This window comes from Streptomyces sp. NPDC096046, from assembly GCF_040303285.1.
Classification (GTDB): domain Bacteria; phylum Actinomycetota; class Actinomycetes; order Streptomycetales; family Streptomycetaceae; genus Streptomyces.
Window position 1 is genome coordinate 1 of sequence record NZ_JBEOSZ010000018.1, and the last position, 16,687, is coordinate 16,687.

A 16,687-nucleotide genomic window follows, 5' to 3' on the forward strand; every position below is an offset into this window, starting at 1 on the left:
CTGGCGTTGACTTTTGGCACGCTGTTGAGTTCTCAAGGAACGGTCGCTTCCTTTGTACTCACCCTCTCGGGCTTTCCTCCGGGCTTCCCTTCGGTCTTGCGTTTCCGACTCTATCAGATCCTTTTCGATCCGATTCCCTGTCGGCGGGATGTGCCGTTCGGCCCGGGCTTTCGCTCGTCGGCCTTTCGACATTCACTACGTTAGCCGATTCCTCGTCCGACTCATAATCGAGTCCGTCGGTGTCGAATTCAGACATGCGGGCACGCTGAATTCGCCCCTGTTGAGGGGAGTCGCTGAGTAGTGGTTTGGCCGTTTCCGGTTGTTGGCGATAGCCATACCCGGCTCAACGGCTCGGACTACATTACGCACCCTGGCGGGGCGCGTCAACTTCGGCGACGCCTGGGCGCATGGGCGCGATACGGGCTCACCGTCGGGTCGTTGGCCACCCAGAAGCGCCAGGGGTGCACGGCCCCATCACCGCCGACACCGGTGCGGGGGCCGTTGAGTACCTGGTCGGAGGGCACAGGGGTGCCGGACAGGATGCGCAGCGGGGTGTCCTCGGTGGTGCACGCGTCCGTGCCGTCCAGGGAGCGGTCCACGTTCAGGGCCGTGGCGAGCCGGGCCGGGCCTTTGGCCAGTTCCTTGTCGTTGCGGGCCGAGAGTCGACGGGTGCGGGCCAGCTCGGCGCCCTCGATGATCTCGCCGGCGCGGAGCAGGACGGCACTCGCCCTCCCCTCGGGGCCGCAGACCAGGTTCATGCAGAACCACATGCCATAGGTGAAGTAGACGTACACATGGCCGGGCGGACCGAACATCACGCCGTTGCGGGCCGTGCGGCCGCGGAAGGCGTGGGAGCCGGGGTCGACGGCACCGTCGTAGGCCTCGACCTCGGTGAGGCGGAGGGCGATCGGACCGTCCGGGGTGCTGCGTACCAGGATGCGGCCGAGCAGATCGGGGGCGACATCGAGGACGGGCCGGTCGAAGAACTCCCTGGGCAGGGGCGTACGGTCGGGGGTCGCGATCATGCCGTCCGAGGGTACTGGAGACGAACGGTGCGGCGGGGTGGCCGTCGGTCACCGGGCTTGCCAGGGTGGGGCATGGAACCGGCCACGGCCGGATCGCGTTTGTAGGGATCAGGGATTCACCCGTAGTGGGCGAGAGGGAGAGACATGGCGTTCAAGAAGCTGCTCGCGAGCCTGGGGGCCGGCGGGGCTTCGGTCGAGACGGTGCTGCACGAGGTCAACGTCGTCCCGGGCGGGGTCGTCCAGGGTGAGGTACGGATCCAGGGCGGTTCCGTCAACCAGCAGATCGAGGGGCTCTCGGTCGGGCTGCAGGCCAAGGTCGAGGTGGAGAGCGGCGACCAGGAGTACAAGCAGGACATCGAGTTCACGAAGTCCCGGCTGGGCGGGGCGTTCGAGCTCCAGGCGAACGCGGTGCACGCGGTGCAGTTCGGTCTCGAGATCCCGTGGGAGACGCCGATCACGATGATCGACGGTCAGGCCCTGCGCGGTATGAACATCGGGGTGTCGACCGAGCTGGAGATCGCGCGTGCGGTGGACTCCGGTGACCTGGACCCCGTCAACGTGCACCCGCTGCCGGCGCAGAAGGCGATCCTGGACGCGTTCCTCCAGCTGGGCTTCCGCTTCAAGAACGCGGACATGGAGCGCGGGGTGATCCGGGGTACGCGGCAGCGGTTGCCGTTCTACCAGGAGATCGAGTTCTACCCGCCGCAGCAGTACCGCGGGCTGAACCAGGTCGAGCTCAGCTTCGTGGCCGACCAGCGGGCCATGGACGTGGTGCTGGAGATGGACAAGAGGCCGGGCCTGTTCAGCGAGGGCAGCGACACCTTCCGGTCCTTCCAGGTGGGTCTCGACGACTACCAGGGGACCGACTGGACCGCGTACCTCAACCAGTGGCTCTCCGAGGTCGGCAGCAAGCGCAACTGGTTCTAGGGGGCAGGCCCTAGGCTCGGGGGCGACTGCAGGAAACGATCAGGAGGTACCGAGGTGACCGAGCTCAAGCGGCGGCCGCTCCCCCACGACTTCCATCCGCCCGTCGCGTCGTTCACGGTGACGAGCGAGGACGTCACGGAAGGCGCGGCGCTCAAGGACGCTCAGGTCTACGCGGCCGGCAACACCTCTCCGCAGCTGCGGTGGGAGGGCTTCCCGCCCGGGACCAAGAGCTTCGCCGTGACCTGCTACGACCCCGATGCCCCGACGGGCAGCGGCTTCTGGCACTGGGTGCTGTTCGACATCCCGGCGTCGGTGACCGAGTTGCCGGTGGGTGCGGGCAGTGGCACGTTCGAGGGTCTGCCGGACGGCGCGATCCACGCTCGTAACGACTACGGCGGCAAGGAGTTCGGCGGGGCCGCTCCGCCGCCCGGGGACGGGCCGCATCGATATGTGTTCACGGTGTACGCCGTGGACCAGGAGAAGCTCGGTCCGGACGCGGACGCCTCGCCCGCCGCCGTCGGTTTCAACCTGCGGTTCCACACGATCGGGCGCGCCCAGCTGATCGGTGAGTACGAGGTGCTCGCCGAGGACTGAGCCGGCCGCCGGACGATCCCGGCGTTCACGGAACGTTTGCCCGCTCCTGGTCTTGGAATTGATCAGGAGCGGGCATTTTTGTTGCCGGGGGTCACGGGGGTCACCCCCTGTGGGAGCAGCAGATATTGCGTTGTCCATCTCGGCGTGCCCGGCCAGAGTTGATCCCAGCCCGCCAGGGGGTGGGCCGGTGCACACGGGAGGTGGGCTGGTATGCGGGACACGCTGGTACTGAACGCGAGCTTCGAGCCGCTGTCGACGGTGACGTTGAACCGAGCCGTCGTTCTGGTGCTTCAGGACAAGGCCGTCGTCGAGCAGGCCCACCCCGAACTGCGGATGCGGGGAGCCGCGGTCGACATACCGGCGCCGCGTGTGATCAGGCTCTGCCAGTACGTACGGGTGCCGTTTCGAAGACAAGCGCCGTGGTCGCGGCGGGGTGTGCTGGTCAGGGACCGTCACCGGTGCGCGTACTGCGGGAGGCGCGCGACGACCGTGGATCACGTGGTGCCGCGGTCGCAGGGTGGTCAGGACACGTGGCTGAACACGGTGGCCTCGTGTGCGCAGGACAATCACCGCAAGGCGAACCGGACTCCGCAGGAGGCGGGGATGCCGCTGCTGCGGCAGCCGTTCGAGCCGACTCCGGCGGACGCGATGCTGCTGGCGCTGGGGCGGGACGGCTTCGACGCGCTGCCGGGCTGGCTGGCCCAGCCCGCGGCCTAGAGCCGTCATACGGAAGGGGCCCGCTTCCCTGGGAGGCGGGCCCCTTCGTGCGTGCCTGCCGGGTCAGTCGATGGACGGCTTCTCGCGGCGTTCCTGGGCGGGGACGCCACCTCCGGACGCGCCGCCGTTGCCGCCGGAACCGCCGCCCAGGCCACCGAAGTTGCCCATGGCGCCGGACAGGCCCTTGAGGGCGTCGCCGATCTCGCTGGGGACGATCCAGAGCTTGTTGGCGTCGCCCTCGGCGATCTTGGGGAGCATCTGGAGGTACTGGTAGGAGAGGAGCTTCTGGTCCGGGTCGCCTGCGTGGATGGCCTCGAAGACCGTGCGGACGGCCTGGGCCTCACCCTCGGCGCGCAGGGCGGCGGCCTTGGCCTCACCTTCGGCACGCAGGATCTGGGACTGCTTCTCGCCCTCGGCGCGCAGGATCTCGGACTGCCGGACACCTTCGGCCTGGAGGATGGCGGCGCGCTTGTCGCGGTCGGCGCGCATCTGCTTCTCCATCGAGTCCTGGATGGAGGTGGGCGGTTCGATCGCCTTGAGTTCGACGCGGTTGACGCGGATGCCCCACTTGCCGGTGGCCTCGTCGAGGACGCCGCGCAGGGCCGCGTTGATCTCCTCGCGGGAGGTCAGGGTCCGTTCCAGGTCCATGCCACCGATGATGTTGCGGAGCGTGGTGACCGTGAGCTGCTCGATCGCCTGGATGTAGCTGGCGACTTCGTACGTCGCGGCCCGGGCGTCGGTCACCTGGTAGTAGATGACGGTGTCGATGTTCACGACCAGGTTGTCCTGGGTGATCACCGGCTGGGGCGGGAAGGGCACGACCTGTTCGCGCAGGTCGATGCGGTTGCGGATGGTGTCGATGAACGGGACGACGATGTTGAGGCCCGCGTTGAGTGTCCGGGTGTAGCGCCCGAAGCGCTCGACGATGGCCGCGCTGGCCTGTGGGATGACTTGGATCGTCTTGATCAGGGCGATGAAGACCAACACCACCAGAATGATCAGGACGATGATGACCGGTTCCATCGTCGTTCCCCGTGTCCCTTCTCCGCTTCGGCGCCTACGGCAGATCTTATGGTTGTCGAAGATCTTGCTGGTCGAGTCTGACAGACCGTCGCGTAGCTGGCGAGGAGTTCACTCCAGTTACGTCGTGCGAGGTCACATGACGATCGCGGTGGCTCCCTCGATGTCCACGACATCCACTTCCTGGCCCACTTCGTAAGTGTGCGCGGTGTCGAGGGCGCGGGCCGACCAGACCTCCCCGGCCAGCTTGATGCGGCCGCCGGAGGAGTCGACACGTTCCAGGACGACGGCTTGTCTGCCCTTCAACGCGTCGACCCCCGAGGCGAATTGGGGCCGCTGGGCGCGATGCCGGTTCGCGATGGGCCGTACGACGGCGATGCCGGCGGTCGAGATGACGGCGAAGACGACGACCTGGGCGACGGCTCCTCCGCCGAAGACGCCGGTGACCACCGCCGCAGCGACGGCGCCCACCGCCAGCATCGCGAGTTCGGGCATCGCGGTGACCACGAGCGCGATGCCGAGCGCTGCCGCGCCGATGAGCCACCACAGCCATGCGTCGATTTCCACATGGTCATGGTAGGTCCGCGGGCCCGGTCACCGACAGAGCGTCCGGCGTGCGAAATGTCGTTCAGGGTCGGGGATTTGAGTGGCTCGGGGCCGGATCAGGAGAGCGGGAGGCCCTGCGCGGTCCAGCGCTCGCCCGACTGTTCGACGACGAGCGGGAGTCCGAAGCAGAGCGAGAGGTTGCGGGAGGTGAGTTCGAGCTCCAGTGGTCCGGCGGCGAGGACCTTGCCCTGGCGGATCATGAGGACGTGGGTGAAGCCCGGGGGGATCTCCTCGACGTGGTGGGTGACCATGAGCATCGAGGGGGCGATCGGGTCGAGCGCGAGGCGGCCGAGTCGGCGGACCAGGTCCTCGCGGCCGCCGAGGTCGAGGCCGGCGGCGGGCTCGTCGAGCAGGAGCAGCTCGGGGTCGGTCATCAGGGCGCGGGCGATCAGGGTGCGCTTGCGCTCGCCCTCGGAGAGCGTGCCGAACCTGCGGTCGAGGTACTCGCTCATGCCGAGGCGGTCGAGGAAGGCGCGGGCGCGCTGCTCGTCGATGTCCTCGTAGTCCTCGTGCCAGGTGGCGGTCATGCCGTACGCGGCGGTCAGGACCGTCTCCAGGACCGTCTGGCGCTTGGGGAGCTTCTCGGTCATGGCGATGCCGGCCATACCGATGCGGGGGCGCAGTTCGAAGACGTCGGTGCCGGGGCGGCCGAGGGTCTCGCCGAGGATGGCGGCGGTGCCCGAGCTGGGGAAGAGGTAGGTGGAAGCGAGGTTGAGGAGGGTGGTCTTGCCGGCGCCGTTCGGGCCGAGGATGACCCAGCGCTCGCCCTCCTTGACCGACCAGGAGACCTGGTCCACCAGAGCCCGGCCCTCGCGGACCACGGATACGTCCTGAAGCTCCAGAACATCGCTCATGAGCGCGTTGTCTCCCCTTGCAGTGTGGCCGGTCTCGGCTGTCGCGTAAGCCTGTGGCTCGGTCCGCCGCGCCGGTGGGCGCAGCCCTCCATGAAATCTACGCCACCGGTCGGTCCGGGCATTCCCTCGGTCCGGTCCTTGGAGGGTCCTAGGGTGGAGGCATGCTCTCGGAACCACGTGCTGGACGTCTCACAGCTTGGGGAAATGCCCTTTTGGCCGGACATGTCTCTCCGGACGACGCTGTGCTCGCCGTCGTCGGCGAGGACGCGGTGCACCGGGTGGAGGGGTTGCCGGGTGAGTCGGGCCGAGTCGGGCTCACCCTGGCGCTGGGGCGGCTGCGGGGGCTCGGGGTGACCGGGCTGCGGGTCGCGCTGCCGGCGCCGGGCCATCCACTGGGGCTGAGCGGGCCACCGGAGTTCAACGCGCGGGCACTGGAGGCCGAGCAGGCGGTGGTCTGTCACGGAGCCGCGTTCGGACTGGTGCCGGAGGTGTACGAGGCCGGCCCCGAGGGCGATGTGCACGTCGAAGTGGTGTGGCATGTGCTGCCCGTGCGGGAGGCGCCGCCCGCGGATGTGCCCTCGCTGGGCGAGGCGGAGCGGGAGCTGGCGGAGGCCCTGCGGGATGCCACGGAGATGCTGACGCGGCTGGATGTGGCCGGGTCGGGGCCGGTGGCGGAGGCGGCGATCGACGCGTACCGGGCGCGGGCCGAGCGGGGGCGGGAGGTCCTGGCGCCGGGGTATCCGCCGCGGGCGGTGCGGGTGCTGGAGCTGGCGCAGCGGGTGGGGACGCTGATCACCGTGGCGACGGAGAGCGGACACGGGGGTGCGGTGAGTTCGTCCGAGATCTTCGCGCGGCAGGAGGCGCTGCGGCCGGTGGAGCGGACGGCTCGACGGGCGCAGGTCGCGGCGTACAACTCCGTTGTGGAGGAGCGGGAGCGGAGGGTGCGGTGACGGGGGCCCCTGCCCGGCGTGAGTGCTGAAGCCGGGCGGGTGCGCAGCCCGGCGGAGCGGGGCGCCTCCCGCAAGCTCCTCGAGCTGGGGGTACCCCCAGCGCTCATGCGTGCCGCCCGGGCGGTACGCATGCCCGCGGCTACGCCGACCGGCCTCCCGGACGCTCCCGGGAGGCCGGTGTCACCTCCGGCTCGGAGACGGAGGTGGAGCGTCAGTGGTTGACGGCGTGGTTGCCGAAGGCCGGGTTCAGGATGCCCACGACGTTCACGCTGTTGCCGGACACGTTGACCGGCACGTGCACCGGGGCCTGGACGACGTTGCCCGAGCCGACGCCCGGGGAGCCCACGGCCTGGCCGTCGGCGTGCGCGCTGGTGGCGGAGGCCATGCCCGCGCCGGCGGCCAGCAGGCCACCCGTCATCATCGTCACGGCCGCTGCCTTCTTCAGGTTCTTCACTTCTGAGCCCTCCTTGCGATCGCCGCGGCAGGCGCCGCGGCACGCACTGGAGAACGGCGGAGATCCACCAAGGTTGCGCCATCCGGGGGGCGTTCCCACGACAGTATGAATCTCGGTCCGGAACGCAACCTTCCGTGTTGTCGCGCGATGAGCGGATCAGCCGGTCACGCCATGGCGGACGGCCCACAGCGCGGCCTGCGTCCGGTCGGCCAGGTCGAGCTTCATCAGAATGTTGGAGACATGGGTCTTGACGGTCTTCTCGGACAGGACGAGCGCGCGGGCGATCTCGCGGTTGGAGCGGCCGTCCGCTATGAGGCCGAGGACCTCGCGCTCTCGCTCGGTGAGCGAACCGGCCCTGCCGGTACCGGAGTTGGTTCCCTCCTGCGCCAGCAGGGCGCCGGCGACCTCCGGCTGGAGGAGGATGTGTCCGGCGTGGACGGAGCGGATGGCTCCGGCGAGGGCGTCGGGATCGACGTCCTTGTAGACGTAGCCGGCGGCACCGGCACGCAGGGCCGGGACCACCGTGCGCTGCTCGGTGAAGCTGGTGACGACCAGCACGCGCGCGGGGTTGTCCAGCTCGCGGAGTCTGCGCAGGGCGTCGACGCCGTCCATGCCCGGCATCTTGACGTCCATGAGGATGACGTCGGGCCGCAACTCCTCGGCGCGGTCCACTCCTTCGGCGCCGTCCGCCGCCTCGCCGACGACCTCGATGTCGTCCTGCACTTCGAGGAAGGTGCGCAGGCCACGGCGGACCACCTGGTGGTCGTCGACGAGCAGCACCCTGATTGCGTCAGCCACCGGGGACCTCCATCTCGATCACGGTGCCCTTGCCGGGCGCCGATTGCACGGTGAGCGTGCCACCGGCGCCGCTCGCCCGGTCCCGCATCGAGACCAGGCCCAGATGGCGCCCGGCGTGGCGGACCACGCTCGGGTCGAAGCCGCCGCCGTCGTCCGCGACCCGCAGGACGGCTCCGCTGCCGCGGCGGTCCAGGGTCACGTCGACGTGGCCGGCGCCGGAGTGGCGCAGGGCGTTGTGCAGGGCCTCCTGGGCGACGCGCAGAACGGCCTCCTCCTGGGAGGCGGGCAGAGCCTTCACGCCGTGGCCGGCGAAGGTGACGCGGGCGCTGTGGGCGCGGTCGAGGACCTGGATCTGCGTCCGGAGGGTCGCCACGAGGCCGTCCTCGTCGAGGGCCGCGGGGCGCAACTCGACGACCGCGGCGCGCAGTTCGTCGGCGGCCTCGGCGGCGAGGGCGGCCACCTGCTGGAGTTCGCCCTTGGCACGGGAGGGGTCCCGGTCGACCAGCCGGGCCGCGGCCTGGGCGGTCAGGCGCAGGGAGAACAGCTTCTGGCTGACCGCGTCGTGCAGTTCGTGGGCGAGGCGGGAGCGCTCCTCGGCGATGGTCAGCTCGCGGCTGCGCTCGTGGAGGCGGGCGTTGGTGAGGGCGATCGCGGCGTGCTGGGCGAGGATGCCGAGCAGTTCCTCGTCGTCCGCCGTGAAGCCGCAGCCGCCCTCGGGCTTCGGGCAGTTCTTGTTCGCGAGGAACAGGGCACCGATGACCTCGTCGCCGTCGCGGATCGGCAGGCCGAGGAAGTCGACCAGGTCGGGGTGGGCCTTCGGCCAGCCCTCGAAGCGGGGGTCCTTGCGGACGTCCGCGAGGCGCTCGGCCCGGGCCTCGTGCAGCATCGCGGCGAGGATGCCGTGCTGGCGCGGGAGGGGGCCGATGGCCTTCCACTGTTCCTCGCTGACGCCGTCGACGACGAACTGGGCGAAGCCGCCGTGGTCGTCCGGGACGCCGAGCGCGGCGTACTGCGCGTCGAGCAGCTCGCGGGCCGAGGCGACGATCGTCTTGAGGACGTCGCGCACCTCGAGATGCCTGCTCATGGCCAGCAACGCGGAGCTCACCGCGGCGAGGCCGGACCGGGGGCCGTGACTCATGTCCTCACGGTACCGGCGGGCTGTGACAGCGCGGATCGGACCGATGGCGGCGAGGGCCCGGCCGGTGGACCTAGGCCGTGGGGCCGAGAAGGCCCGAGGCCGAGACGTAGGTCCGGGGGCGCCGGGCCCGTGGCGTAGGGCCAAAGGACCCGGCGGAGTGCGGCCCGCGTCCGAGGCGGTCAGGGCCGCCCCGTTCCTACGGTGAGGGCACTTCGATCACGTGGAGGGAGCCGACCATGCCGGTCGCGATCATCACCGGGGCCTCGAAAGGACTCGGCCGGGCCCTGGCCGGGGCCCTGGCCGGACGGGGCTGGGACCTGGTACTCGACGCCAGGGGAGCCGAGGCGCTGACGGACACGGCCCGGGCCGTCCGCGCGCACGGCACACGCGTGCGCGCCCTTGCCGGGGACGTCACGGACGCGGCGCACCGGGCGGAGGTGGTGTCGGCGGCCCGGCGGCTGGGTGGCGTCGACCTGTTGGTGCACAACGCGAGCGCGCTGGGCGCCGAGCCGCTGGTACGGCTGGCGGAGCTGCCGGTGGAGGGGCTGCGCAGGGCGCTGGAGGTGAACCTGGTGGCGGGGCTGGGTCTGGTGCAGGAGGCGCTGCCGCTGCTGCGGGACTCGCGGTCGGGCACCGTCGTCGCGGTCAGCTCGGACGCGGCGGCCGAGGCGTACGAGACCTGGGGCGGTTACGGGGCGTCCAAGGCGGCCCTGGACCATCTGCTGGCGGTGCTCGCCGTGGAGGAGCCGGGGTTGCGGGTCTGGGCGGTGGATCCCGGGGACATGGCCACGGACCTGTACGCGGCGGCCGTACCGGACGACCGGGAGCCGCGGCCCGAGCCGGCGACCGTGGTGCCGGGGTTCCTGCGACTGCTGGACGAGCGTCCGGCGAGCGGGCGGTACGGGGCTCCGGCGCTGCTGGACGGGGCGCGATGACCCTGGCGGTGCGGGTACCGGAGGAGCTGTCGGCGCGGGTGCCGGTCGAGCAGCGGGGCCCGGGGCTGGAGCGGGACGCCGTACGGATGCTGGTGTCGCGGGGTACAGAGGTGGCGCATCACGCGTTCACGGAGCTGCCGCTGCTGCTGCGGGCCGGGGATGTGCTCGTGGTCAACACCTCGGCCACGCTGGCGGCGGCCGTGGACGGATGGACGGGGCACGCGCGCGTGGTGGTGCATTTCTCCACGCGCGGGGACGACGGCCGCTGGGCGGTGGAGCTGCGGGAGCCCGACGGGCGGGGCACCACGCGCGCACGTGCGGGTGGGCCCGCGGCCAGGGAGGTGTGCCTGCCGGGGGGTGTGCGGCTGGTTCTGGAGGAGCCGCTGAGCGGGCGCGGCGAGCGGCTGTGGTGGGCGCGGGTGTCCGGACCGGGGGTGCCGGGGCTGCTGCGGGAGTACGGGCGGCCCATCCGCTACGCCTATACGGAGCGGGACCAGCCGCTGTCCGCCTACCAGACGGTGTTCGCGCTGCCGTCGGCGGACGGGACGGGCAGTGCGGAGATGCCGAGCGCGGCGCGGCCCTTCACGGCACGGCTGGTGGCGGAGCTGGTGAGCCGGGGAGTGCAGTTCGCGCCGGTCACGCTGCACACGGGGGTGGCTTCTGCGGAGGCGCACGAGCCGCCGTACCCGGAGCGTTTCGCGGTGCCCGAGGCGTCCGCGCGGCTGATCGACGCCGTGCGGGCCGGTGGGGGCCGGGTCGTGGCGGTCGGGACGACGGCGGTGCGGGCGGTGGAGTCGGCGGTGGGTGCCGACGGTGCCGTACGCGCCCGTGCGGGGTGGACGGATCTCGTCGTCACGCCGGAGCGCGGGGTGCGGGTGGTGGACGGACTGCTGACCGGGCTGCACGAGCCGGAGGCCTCGCATCTGCTGATGCTGGAGGCCGTCGCGGGGCGGGTGGCGATCGAGCGGGGGTACCGGGCCGCGCTCCAGGGCCGGTACCTCTGGCACGAGTTCGGGGACGTGCACCTCGTACTGCCGTGAACACGGCCGCCGCCGAGGACGCGGCCGTGTTCACGAGGCCCCACCCCTCCCCCTCACACAGAGCATCGCTTGTGCAACGAGCGGTGAGAACGCATGCCGCTCGATGTGAGGCCGCGCATAGGGCGCACGTCACGTACGAAAGTGCGTAGGAGACAAAGCCCTACCTTTTGAGCGGCGCGGACAGTCCAATCTGCCCCGTTTTACCCCTCCCTGATCCACTATCTTCCTTCGTACGTCACACCTTTGCCACGCCATTTTGCGGCCGCTAAGAATTGGCGACGTCGCTCAGCGCCGTGGGTTCACCTCCGCGGCGTTTGTGTCGGAAACACACCGAGTCCAACGCCGGACGCCGAGCGACCCCCGCGCTATTCGAAGAGGTCCACAGCAGCATGCCCAAGAACATCTTCAGCCGTGTTCAGAGTCGCAGCCTGACCCGTCACCACAAGATCGCCATGGCCGGTGTCGCCACCCTCGGCGCCGTCGCCATCGGAGTCTCCGCGGTACCGAGCGGCGCCTCGACCAAGACCACGACCGAGGCCGCTCAGCCGGCTGCGGTGGCGTACAGCAACCAGCAGATCAAGGACGTCAAGGCGAGCGTCACGGACCAGATGGCCGACGCCAGCCTGAAGGCGGAGCAGATCGCGGCGAAGAAGAAGGCCGACGCCGCGGCCGCCGCGAAGAAGAAGGCCGCCGCCGAGGCCGCCGCCGAGAAGAAGGCCGCCGCCGAGGCCGCCGCCAAGAAGAAGGCCGAGGCCGCGCGCAAGGCCAAGGAGGCCGCGAGCCGCGACGCCAAGCGCGCCCAGGCCAAGAAGGCCGCCGTCAAGAGCTACCCGAACAACCTCGACGGCTGGATTCGCGAGTCGCTCGACGTCATGAAGAAGCACGGGATTCCCGGCTCCTACGACGGCATCAAGCGCAACATCATGCGGGAGTCCTCGGGTAATCCGAAGGCGATCAACAACTGGGACATCAACGCCATCAACGGCATCCCGTCGAAGGGCCTGCTCCAGGTCATCCCGCCGACCTTCAAGCACTGGCACGTCCCCGGCACCTCCTGGGACATCTACGACCCGGTAGCCAACATCACCGCCGCCTGCAACTACGCGGCCGACAAGTACGGCTCGATGGACAACGTCGACAGCGCGTACTGAGGCCGGCGCGGACCTCTGCTCGCTGTACGGACGCCGAAGGGCGGCACCCGCTGACGGGGTGCCGCCCTTCGGGCGTGGTACGGCGGTGACTACTTGCGCATGACCTCGGGCTCGTGGCGGCGCAGGAAGCGGGCCACGAAGAAGCCGCAGATCACGCCGAGGACGAGGAGCGCGCTCATGTCCATGGCCCAGGCCCCGGCCGTGTGCTCCCACAGCGGGTCGGTGTCGCCGGCCGTCTCGGGCGGGCTGATCTTGTTGAAGTCCAGCGTGGCTCCGGCGGCGGCGACCGCCCAGCGCGACGGCATCAGGAACGAGAACTGGTTGACGCCGATCGAGCCGTGCAGCGCGAACAGACAGCCGGTGAAGACGACCTGGATGATGGCGAACATCACCAGCAGCGGCATGGTCTTCTCGGCGGTCTTCACCAGCGCCGAGATGATCAGGCCGAACATCATCGAGGTGAAGCCCAGTGCCATGATCGGCACCGACAGTTCCAGCAGCGTGGCGCTGCCGAAGATCAGGCCCTCCTCGGGGATCTCCCGGCTGGAGAAGCCGATGACGCCGACGAGCAGACCCTGCAGCACGGTGATCGTGCCGAGCACGAACACCTTCGACATCAGGTACGCCGAGCGGGACAGGCCGGTCGCGCGCTCCCGCTCGTAGATGACCCGTTCCTTGATCAGCTCGCGGACGGAGTTCGCCGCGCCGGCGAAGCAGGCGCCGACCGCGAGGATCAGCAGGACCGTGGTGGCCGTGCCGTTCGGGATGATCCGGCCGGTCTGCGGGTTGGCGGGGTTGGGCAGCAGGCCCTTGTCGGCGTCGATGAGCAGGCTGACCGCGCCGAGCACGGCCGGCAGGATCACCATCAGGGCGAGGAAGCCCTTGTCGGAGACGATCACCGAGACATAGCGCCGAACCAGCGTGACGAACTGGGACATCCAGCCCTGCGGCTTCGGCGGCTTCATCGCCTGCATGTGCGGAACCTGTACGGACTGCGGCGCGACGGCGTCGATGTCCGCGGCGTACATCTGGTAGTGCTGCGAGCCCTTCCAGCGGCCCGCCCAGTCGTAGTCGCGGTAGTTCTCGAAGGCGGAGAAGACATCGGCCCAGGTGTCGTAGCCGAAGAAGTTCAGTGCCTCCTCGGGCGGGCCGAAGTAGGCCACCGAGCCGCCGGGCGCCATCACCAGCAGCTTGTCGCAGATCGCCAGCTCGGCCACCGAGTGGGTGACGACGAGGACCGTGCGGCCGTCGTCGGCCAGGCCGCGCAGCAGCTGCATGACGTCGCGGTCCATGCCCGGGTCGAGGCCCGAGGTCGGCTCGTCCAGGAAGATCAGCGACGGCTTGGTCAGCAGCTCCAGGGCGACCGAGACGCGCTTGCGCTGGCCGCCGGAGAGGGACGTGACCTTCTTGTCCTTGTGGATGTCGAGCTTGAGCTCGCGCAGCACCTCGTCGATGCGCGCCTCGCGCTCGGCGGCGGTGGTGTCGGCCGGGAAGCGCAGCTTGGCCGCGTACTTGAGGGCCTTCTTGACCGTCAGCTCCTTGTGCAGGATGTCGTCCTGCGGGACCAGACCGATGCGCTGGCGCAGCTCGGCGAACTGCTTGTAGAGGTCGCGGTTGTCGTACAGCACTTCGCCCTGGTTGGCGGGGCGGTAGCCGGTGAGCGCCTTGAGCAGGGTCGACTTGCCGGAACCGGACGGTCCGATGACCGCGATCAGCGACTTCTCCGGGACACCGAAGGAGACGTCCTTGAGGATCTGCTTGCCCCCGTCGACCGTGACGGTCAGGTGGCGGGCGGAGAAGGACACCTCACCGGTGTCGACGAACTCCTCGAGCCGGTCGCCGACGATCCGGAACGTCGAGTGGCCGACGCCGACGACATCGGCCGGGCCGAGCAGCTGTGAGCCGCCCTTGGCGATCGGCTGGCCGTTGACGTACGTGCCGTTGTGGGAGCCGAGGTCGCGGATCTCCATGCGGCCGTCGGGCGTGGCGTGGAACTCGGCGTGGTGCCGGGAGACCTGCAGGTCGGAGACGACCAGCTCGTTCTCCAGGGCACGGCCGATGCGCATCACGCGGCCGAGGGAGAACTGGTGGAACGTGGTCGGGCTGCGGTCACCGTAGACCGGCGGTGCCCCCGCGACACCGCCGGGGCCCTGCTGCTGCGGGATGTGCGCGGCGGCCTGCTGCGGCTGCTGCCAGCCGGCCTGTGGGGGCTGCTGGTGCGGCGGCTGCTGGGCCGGGGCCTGCTGCCCCCAGCCGGGATTCGCGCCCTGCGCGGCGTACGGCTGCTGCTGCGGCTCGGCCTGCGGCGTGGCGACGGAGGCCGCGGCGCCGGACAGGCTCAGGCGCGGACCGTCGGTCGCGTTGCCCAGATTGACGGCCGAGCCGGGGCCGAGCTCCATCTGATGGATGCGCTGCCCCTGCACGAACGTGCCGTTGGTGCTGCCGTGGTCCTCGATGACCCAACTGCGGCCGTTGCAGCTGACCGTGGCGTGACGCCAGGAGACCCTGGCGTCGTCGAAGACGACGTCCCCCTGCGGATCACGTCCGAGGGTGTATGCCCTGGACGGATCGAGCGTCCAGGTACGTCCGTTTGATTCCAGTACGAGTTCCGGCACTCCATGCCCCACTGAGTTGTCCCCCGATTTACCCCCGGCATGGGGAGTCTAGGGATGGCGAACATCGGGGGGAACTATTTCAGGAGCTGGCCTCTGACCGAAAGTCGGGCCTTGTGAAGTCCGCGTCCGGACGCATCGGCCGATTCCGTTGACGGGGTTGAAACCGGACCGGAGAGTGGTATTTCGACGCGAGGGGGACATGCGTGGTGTTCCCGCCGCGCAGCGGATCGGGGGGTCTGCCATGAGTGCTGTCACCGGGTGCACGAGCGGCCATGCGCGCGTGCCGTGGGGGGACGTGCTGCTGTCCGCCGTCGCCGCTGTGAGCTGGGCGTTGATCGGGATGGCGGGGACGGCGGCGCTGGGCCTGCGACTGCTGGAGGCGGACACGGCCGGGTCGTTGGGGCCGATGACCGCGGCGGTGGTGGCTCTCGGGGCGGGTGGGTCGGTCACGCCGTCCGGTGATGTGTCGGCCTTCGGTCTCATGGGCGCGGAGGCGGACACGGCCATCGAGATCACGCCACTGGGGGTGAGCCTGGTCGGGGCGGTGCTGCTGTCGTCATTCTTCCTGCGCTCCTTGCGGGCGGCGGGAGTTGTGATCTCACCCGCCGAACTCCTCGCGCGGGCGGGGGCGGTGGTGGCGCTGTTCGTGGCGATGCTGGGCGGGCTCGCGTGGGCGGGGCACGACGTCATCACGATCGACGGGGGGTCGCTGGGCCCGGCCGACGTGACCGGCGGGAGCGGGAGTGTCGAGATCCCGGGGCTGGGGGACATCGGGGGGCTGCTTCCGGACCGGCTCGGCGGCCTGGTCGACGCCCAGGCCGCGGTCGGCTTCACGGTCGACACGGCGCCGACGCTGCTGGGCGGGCTCGGCTGGTCGGCCGGGATTCTGGTCATCGCCCTGCTGGCCTCGCGCCGTACGCCGCTGCCGCCCGGCTGGGAGGCCGTGCACCGCGTCGTCCGGCCGGCCGTGTCGGCGGTGGTGACCGTTCTGCTGGTGGCGGTGGTCGCGGGGCTCGCGGCGGCGGGGTACGCGGCGATCGGCGACGACCATCCGCCGCGCATCGCCGGCGCGGCGCTGCTCGGGGCGCCCAACGGGGTGTGGCTGGGCATCCCGATCGGCCTGTTCGTGTCGTGGGACGGGCGCGCGACGGGCGAACTGACCCGCTTTCTGCCGGACCCGCTGGACGACCTCCTCGGCGCGGGGGCCGACCGGCCGGTGACGCTGGGCCGGCTGGCCGAGCTGGACGGGCGGGTGTGGCTGCTGGGGGTGGCGGCGGCGTTGACCATGCTGCTGGCGGGGGTGCTGACCGGGGTGCGGACGCCCGTCGGGGAAGGGTGGGGCGGGCTTCGTTTCGCGGGCCGGTGTGCGCTGCGGCTGGGGGTCACGACCGCGCTCGCCCTGCCCCTGCTGGCCTGGCTGACGGACGTGTCCGTGACCGCCTCCCTGTCCGTGCTCGGCTTCGACGCGTTCGGCGCGGGCATCGACCTGCACGGCCATCTCGGCACGGCCCCGCTCCTGGGCGCGGTGTGGGGCGCGGGCGCCGGGGCCGTCGGGGCGTCGCTCGCCTGGGTGTGCGGGGCAGCGGGACGACGCGCTACGGCGTCGGCTCGGGGGGAGGGGTTCGCCGGGGCGGCCGGGGGGGAGGACTTGGCGAGTGCCGGGTGGGCCGAGCACGGGGGCGGGTCCGGGAAGGCGGCGGGCTTGGCGAGTGGTGAGTGGGCCGAGCACGGGGCCGGGAGGGGGGAGACCCGGAGCGGCTCCGGGACGGCGGGACACGACGTGGGCGGCGGGCGGGGGTGGCCAGGACCCGGCGACACGACACGGCGGACGGGAAACGACCCCCGCACCGGACAGACCGAGAC

17 protein-coding genes are annotated in these 16,687 nt (G+C 70.8%); 9 read left to right on the top strand and 8 right to left on the bottom strand.

Annotation, left to right across the window (positions count from 1 at the left end):
• On the top strand, positions 1 to 204 hold a 204-nt coding region (locus ABTX62_RS17645; RefSeq protein WP_352117009.1), incomplete at its 5' end, for a hypothetical protein.
• A 179-nt stretch (positions 205 to 383) separates the two neighbouring features.
• Here ABTX62_RS17645 and ABTX62_RS17650 read toward each other — a convergent pair.
• A complete protein-coding gene (locus tag ABTX62_RS17650; RefSeq protein ID WP_352117010.1) occupies positions 384 to 1,025 on the bottom strand; it encodes a DNA-3-methyladenine glycosylase in 642 nt (213 codons plus the stop codon).
• A gap of 144 nt (positions 1,026 to 1,169) precedes the next feature.
• On the opposite strand from ABTX62_RS17650, the gene ABTX62_RS17655 reads away from it, so the two are divergent.
• The 3 genes from ABTX62_RS17655 to ABTX62_RS17665 all read left to right on the top strand — a co-directional run bounded on the left by ABTX62_RS17655 (position 1,170) and on the right by ABTX62_RS17665 (position 3,263).
• A complete protein-coding gene (locus ABTX62_RS17655; RefSeq protein WP_283972179.1) occupies positions 1,170 to 1,952 on the top strand; it encodes a sporulation protein in 783 nt (260 codons plus the stop codon).
• A gap of 54 nt (positions 1,953 to 2,006) precedes the next feature.
• A complete protein-coding gene (locus ABTX62_RS17660) occupies positions 2,007 to 2,546 on the top strand; it encodes a YbhB/YbcL family Raf kinase inhibitor-like protein (protein ID WP_352117011.1) in 540 nt (179 codons plus the stop codon).
• A gap of 210 nt (positions 2,547 to 2,756) precedes the next feature.
• Positions 2,757 to 3,263: an HNH endonuclease gene (locus ABTX62_RS17665; protein WP_352117012.1), complete on the top strand. Its 507-nt coding sequence runs from the start codon at positions 2,757 to 2,759 to the stop codon at positions 3,261 to 3,263.
• Between the two features lie 63 nt (positions 3,264 to 3,326).
• On the opposite strand, the gene ABTX62_RS17670 is transcribed toward ABTX62_RS17665, so the two are convergent.
• From ABTX62_RS17670 to ABTX62_RS17680, 3 genes are all read right to left on the bottom strand, one after another.
• On the bottom strand, positions 3,327 to 4,286 hold the full coding sequence (locus ABTX62_RS17670; protein WP_175431724.1) for an SPFH domain-containing protein: 960 nt from the start codon (positions 4,284 to 4,286) through the stop codon (positions 3,327 to 3,329).
• A gap of 132 nt (positions 4,287 to 4,418) precedes the next feature.
• Positions 4,419 to 4,850 carry an NfeD family protein gene (locus tag ABTX62_RS17675; RefSeq protein WP_283972176.1) on the bottom strand — a complete coding sequence of 144 codons (432 nt, stop codon included), beginning with the start codon at positions 4,848 to 4,850 and terminating at the stop codon, positions 4,419 to 4,421.
• A gap of 95 nt (positions 4,851 to 4,945) precedes the next feature.
• Positions 4,946 to 5,743, bottom strand: a complete 798-nt coding sequence (locus ABTX62_RS17680) for an ABC transporter ATP-binding protein (RefSeq protein ID WP_107458775.1) — start codon at positions 5,741 to 5,743, stop codon at positions 4,946 to 4,948.
• A gap of 161 nt (positions 5,744 to 5,904) precedes the next feature.
• On the opposite strand from ABTX62_RS17680, the gene ABTX62_RS17685 reads away from it, so the two are divergent.
• Positions 5,905 to 6,693, top strand: a complete 789-nt coding sequence (locus ABTX62_RS17685; RefSeq protein WP_352117013.1) for an Rv1486c family protein — start codon at positions 5,905 to 5,907, stop codon at positions 6,691 to 6,693.
• Between the two features lie 211 nt (positions 6,694 to 6,904).
• On the opposite strand, the gene ABTX62_RS17690 is transcribed toward ABTX62_RS17685, so the two are convergent.
• The 3 genes from ABTX62_RS17690 to ABTX62_RS17700 all read right to left on the bottom strand — a co-directional run bounded on the left by ABTX62_RS17690 (position 6,905) and on the right by ABTX62_RS17700 (position 9,083).
• A complete protein-coding gene (locus ABTX62_RS17690) occupies positions 6,905 to 7,147 on the bottom strand; it encodes a chaplin (protein WP_283972174.1) in 243 nt (80 codons plus the stop codon).
• A gap of 156 nt (positions 7,148 to 7,303) precedes the next feature.
• On the bottom strand, positions 7,304 to 7,945 hold the full coding sequence (locus ABTX62_RS17695) for a response regulator (RefSeq protein WP_352117014.1): 642 nt from the start codon (positions 7,943 to 7,945) through the stop codon (positions 7,304 to 7,306).
• Positions 7,938 to 9,083, bottom strand: coding sequence for a GAF domain-containing sensor histidine kinase (locus tag ABTX62_RS17700; protein ID WP_352117015.1), 1,146 nt, complete (start codon positions 9,081 to 9,083; stop codon positions 7,938 to 7,940). Before ABTX62_RS17700 ends, ABTX62_RS17695 begins: the two co-directional genes overlap by 8 nt.
• A 236-nt stretch (positions 9,084 to 9,319) precedes the next feature.
• Between ABTX62_RS17700 and ABTX62_RS17705 the strand changes: the two genes are divergently transcribed.
• The 3 genes from ABTX62_RS17705 (at position 9,320) to ABTX62_RS17715 (ending at position 12,209) form a co-directional block, all read left to right on the top strand.
• Positions 9,320 to 10,018, top strand: coding sequence for an SDR family NAD(P)-dependent oxidoreductase (locus ABTX62_RS17705; protein ID WP_352117016.1), 699 nt, complete (start codon positions 9,320 to 9,322; stop codon positions 10,016 to 10,018).
• The gene (locus tag ABTX62_RS17710; protein WP_352117017.1) at positions 10,015 to 11,058 is read left to right on the top strand and encodes an S-adenosylmethionine:tRNA ribosyltransferase-isomerase; all 1,044 of its coding nucleotides are present in this window, start codon (positions 10,015 to 10,017) and stop codon (positions 11,056 to 11,058) included. The genes ABTX62_RS17705 and ABTX62_RS17710 overlap by 4 nt, the downstream gene beginning before the upstream one ends.
• A 389-nt stretch (positions 11,059 to 11,447) precedes the next feature.
• Positions 11,448 to 12,209, top strand: coding sequence for a transglycosylase SLT domain-containing protein (locus ABTX62_RS17715; protein ID WP_352117018.1), 762 nt, complete (start codon positions 11,448 to 11,450; stop codon positions 12,207 to 12,209).
• Positions 12,210 to 12,298: 89 nt separating this feature from the next.
• On the opposite strand, the gene ABTX62_RS17720 is transcribed toward ABTX62_RS17715, so the two are convergent.
• Positions 12,299 to 14,824, bottom strand: coding sequence for an ABC transporter ATP-binding protein/permease (locus ABTX62_RS17720; protein ID WP_352117019.1), 2,526 nt, complete (start codon positions 14,822 to 14,824; stop codon positions 12,299 to 12,301).
• Between the two features lie 241 nt (positions 14,825 to 15,065).
• Here ABTX62_RS17720 and ABTX62_RS17725 point away from each other — a divergent pair.
• On the top strand, positions 15,066 to 16,687 hold a 1,622-nt coding region (locus ABTX62_RS17725), incomplete at its 3' end, for a streptophobe family protein (protein ID WP_352117020.1).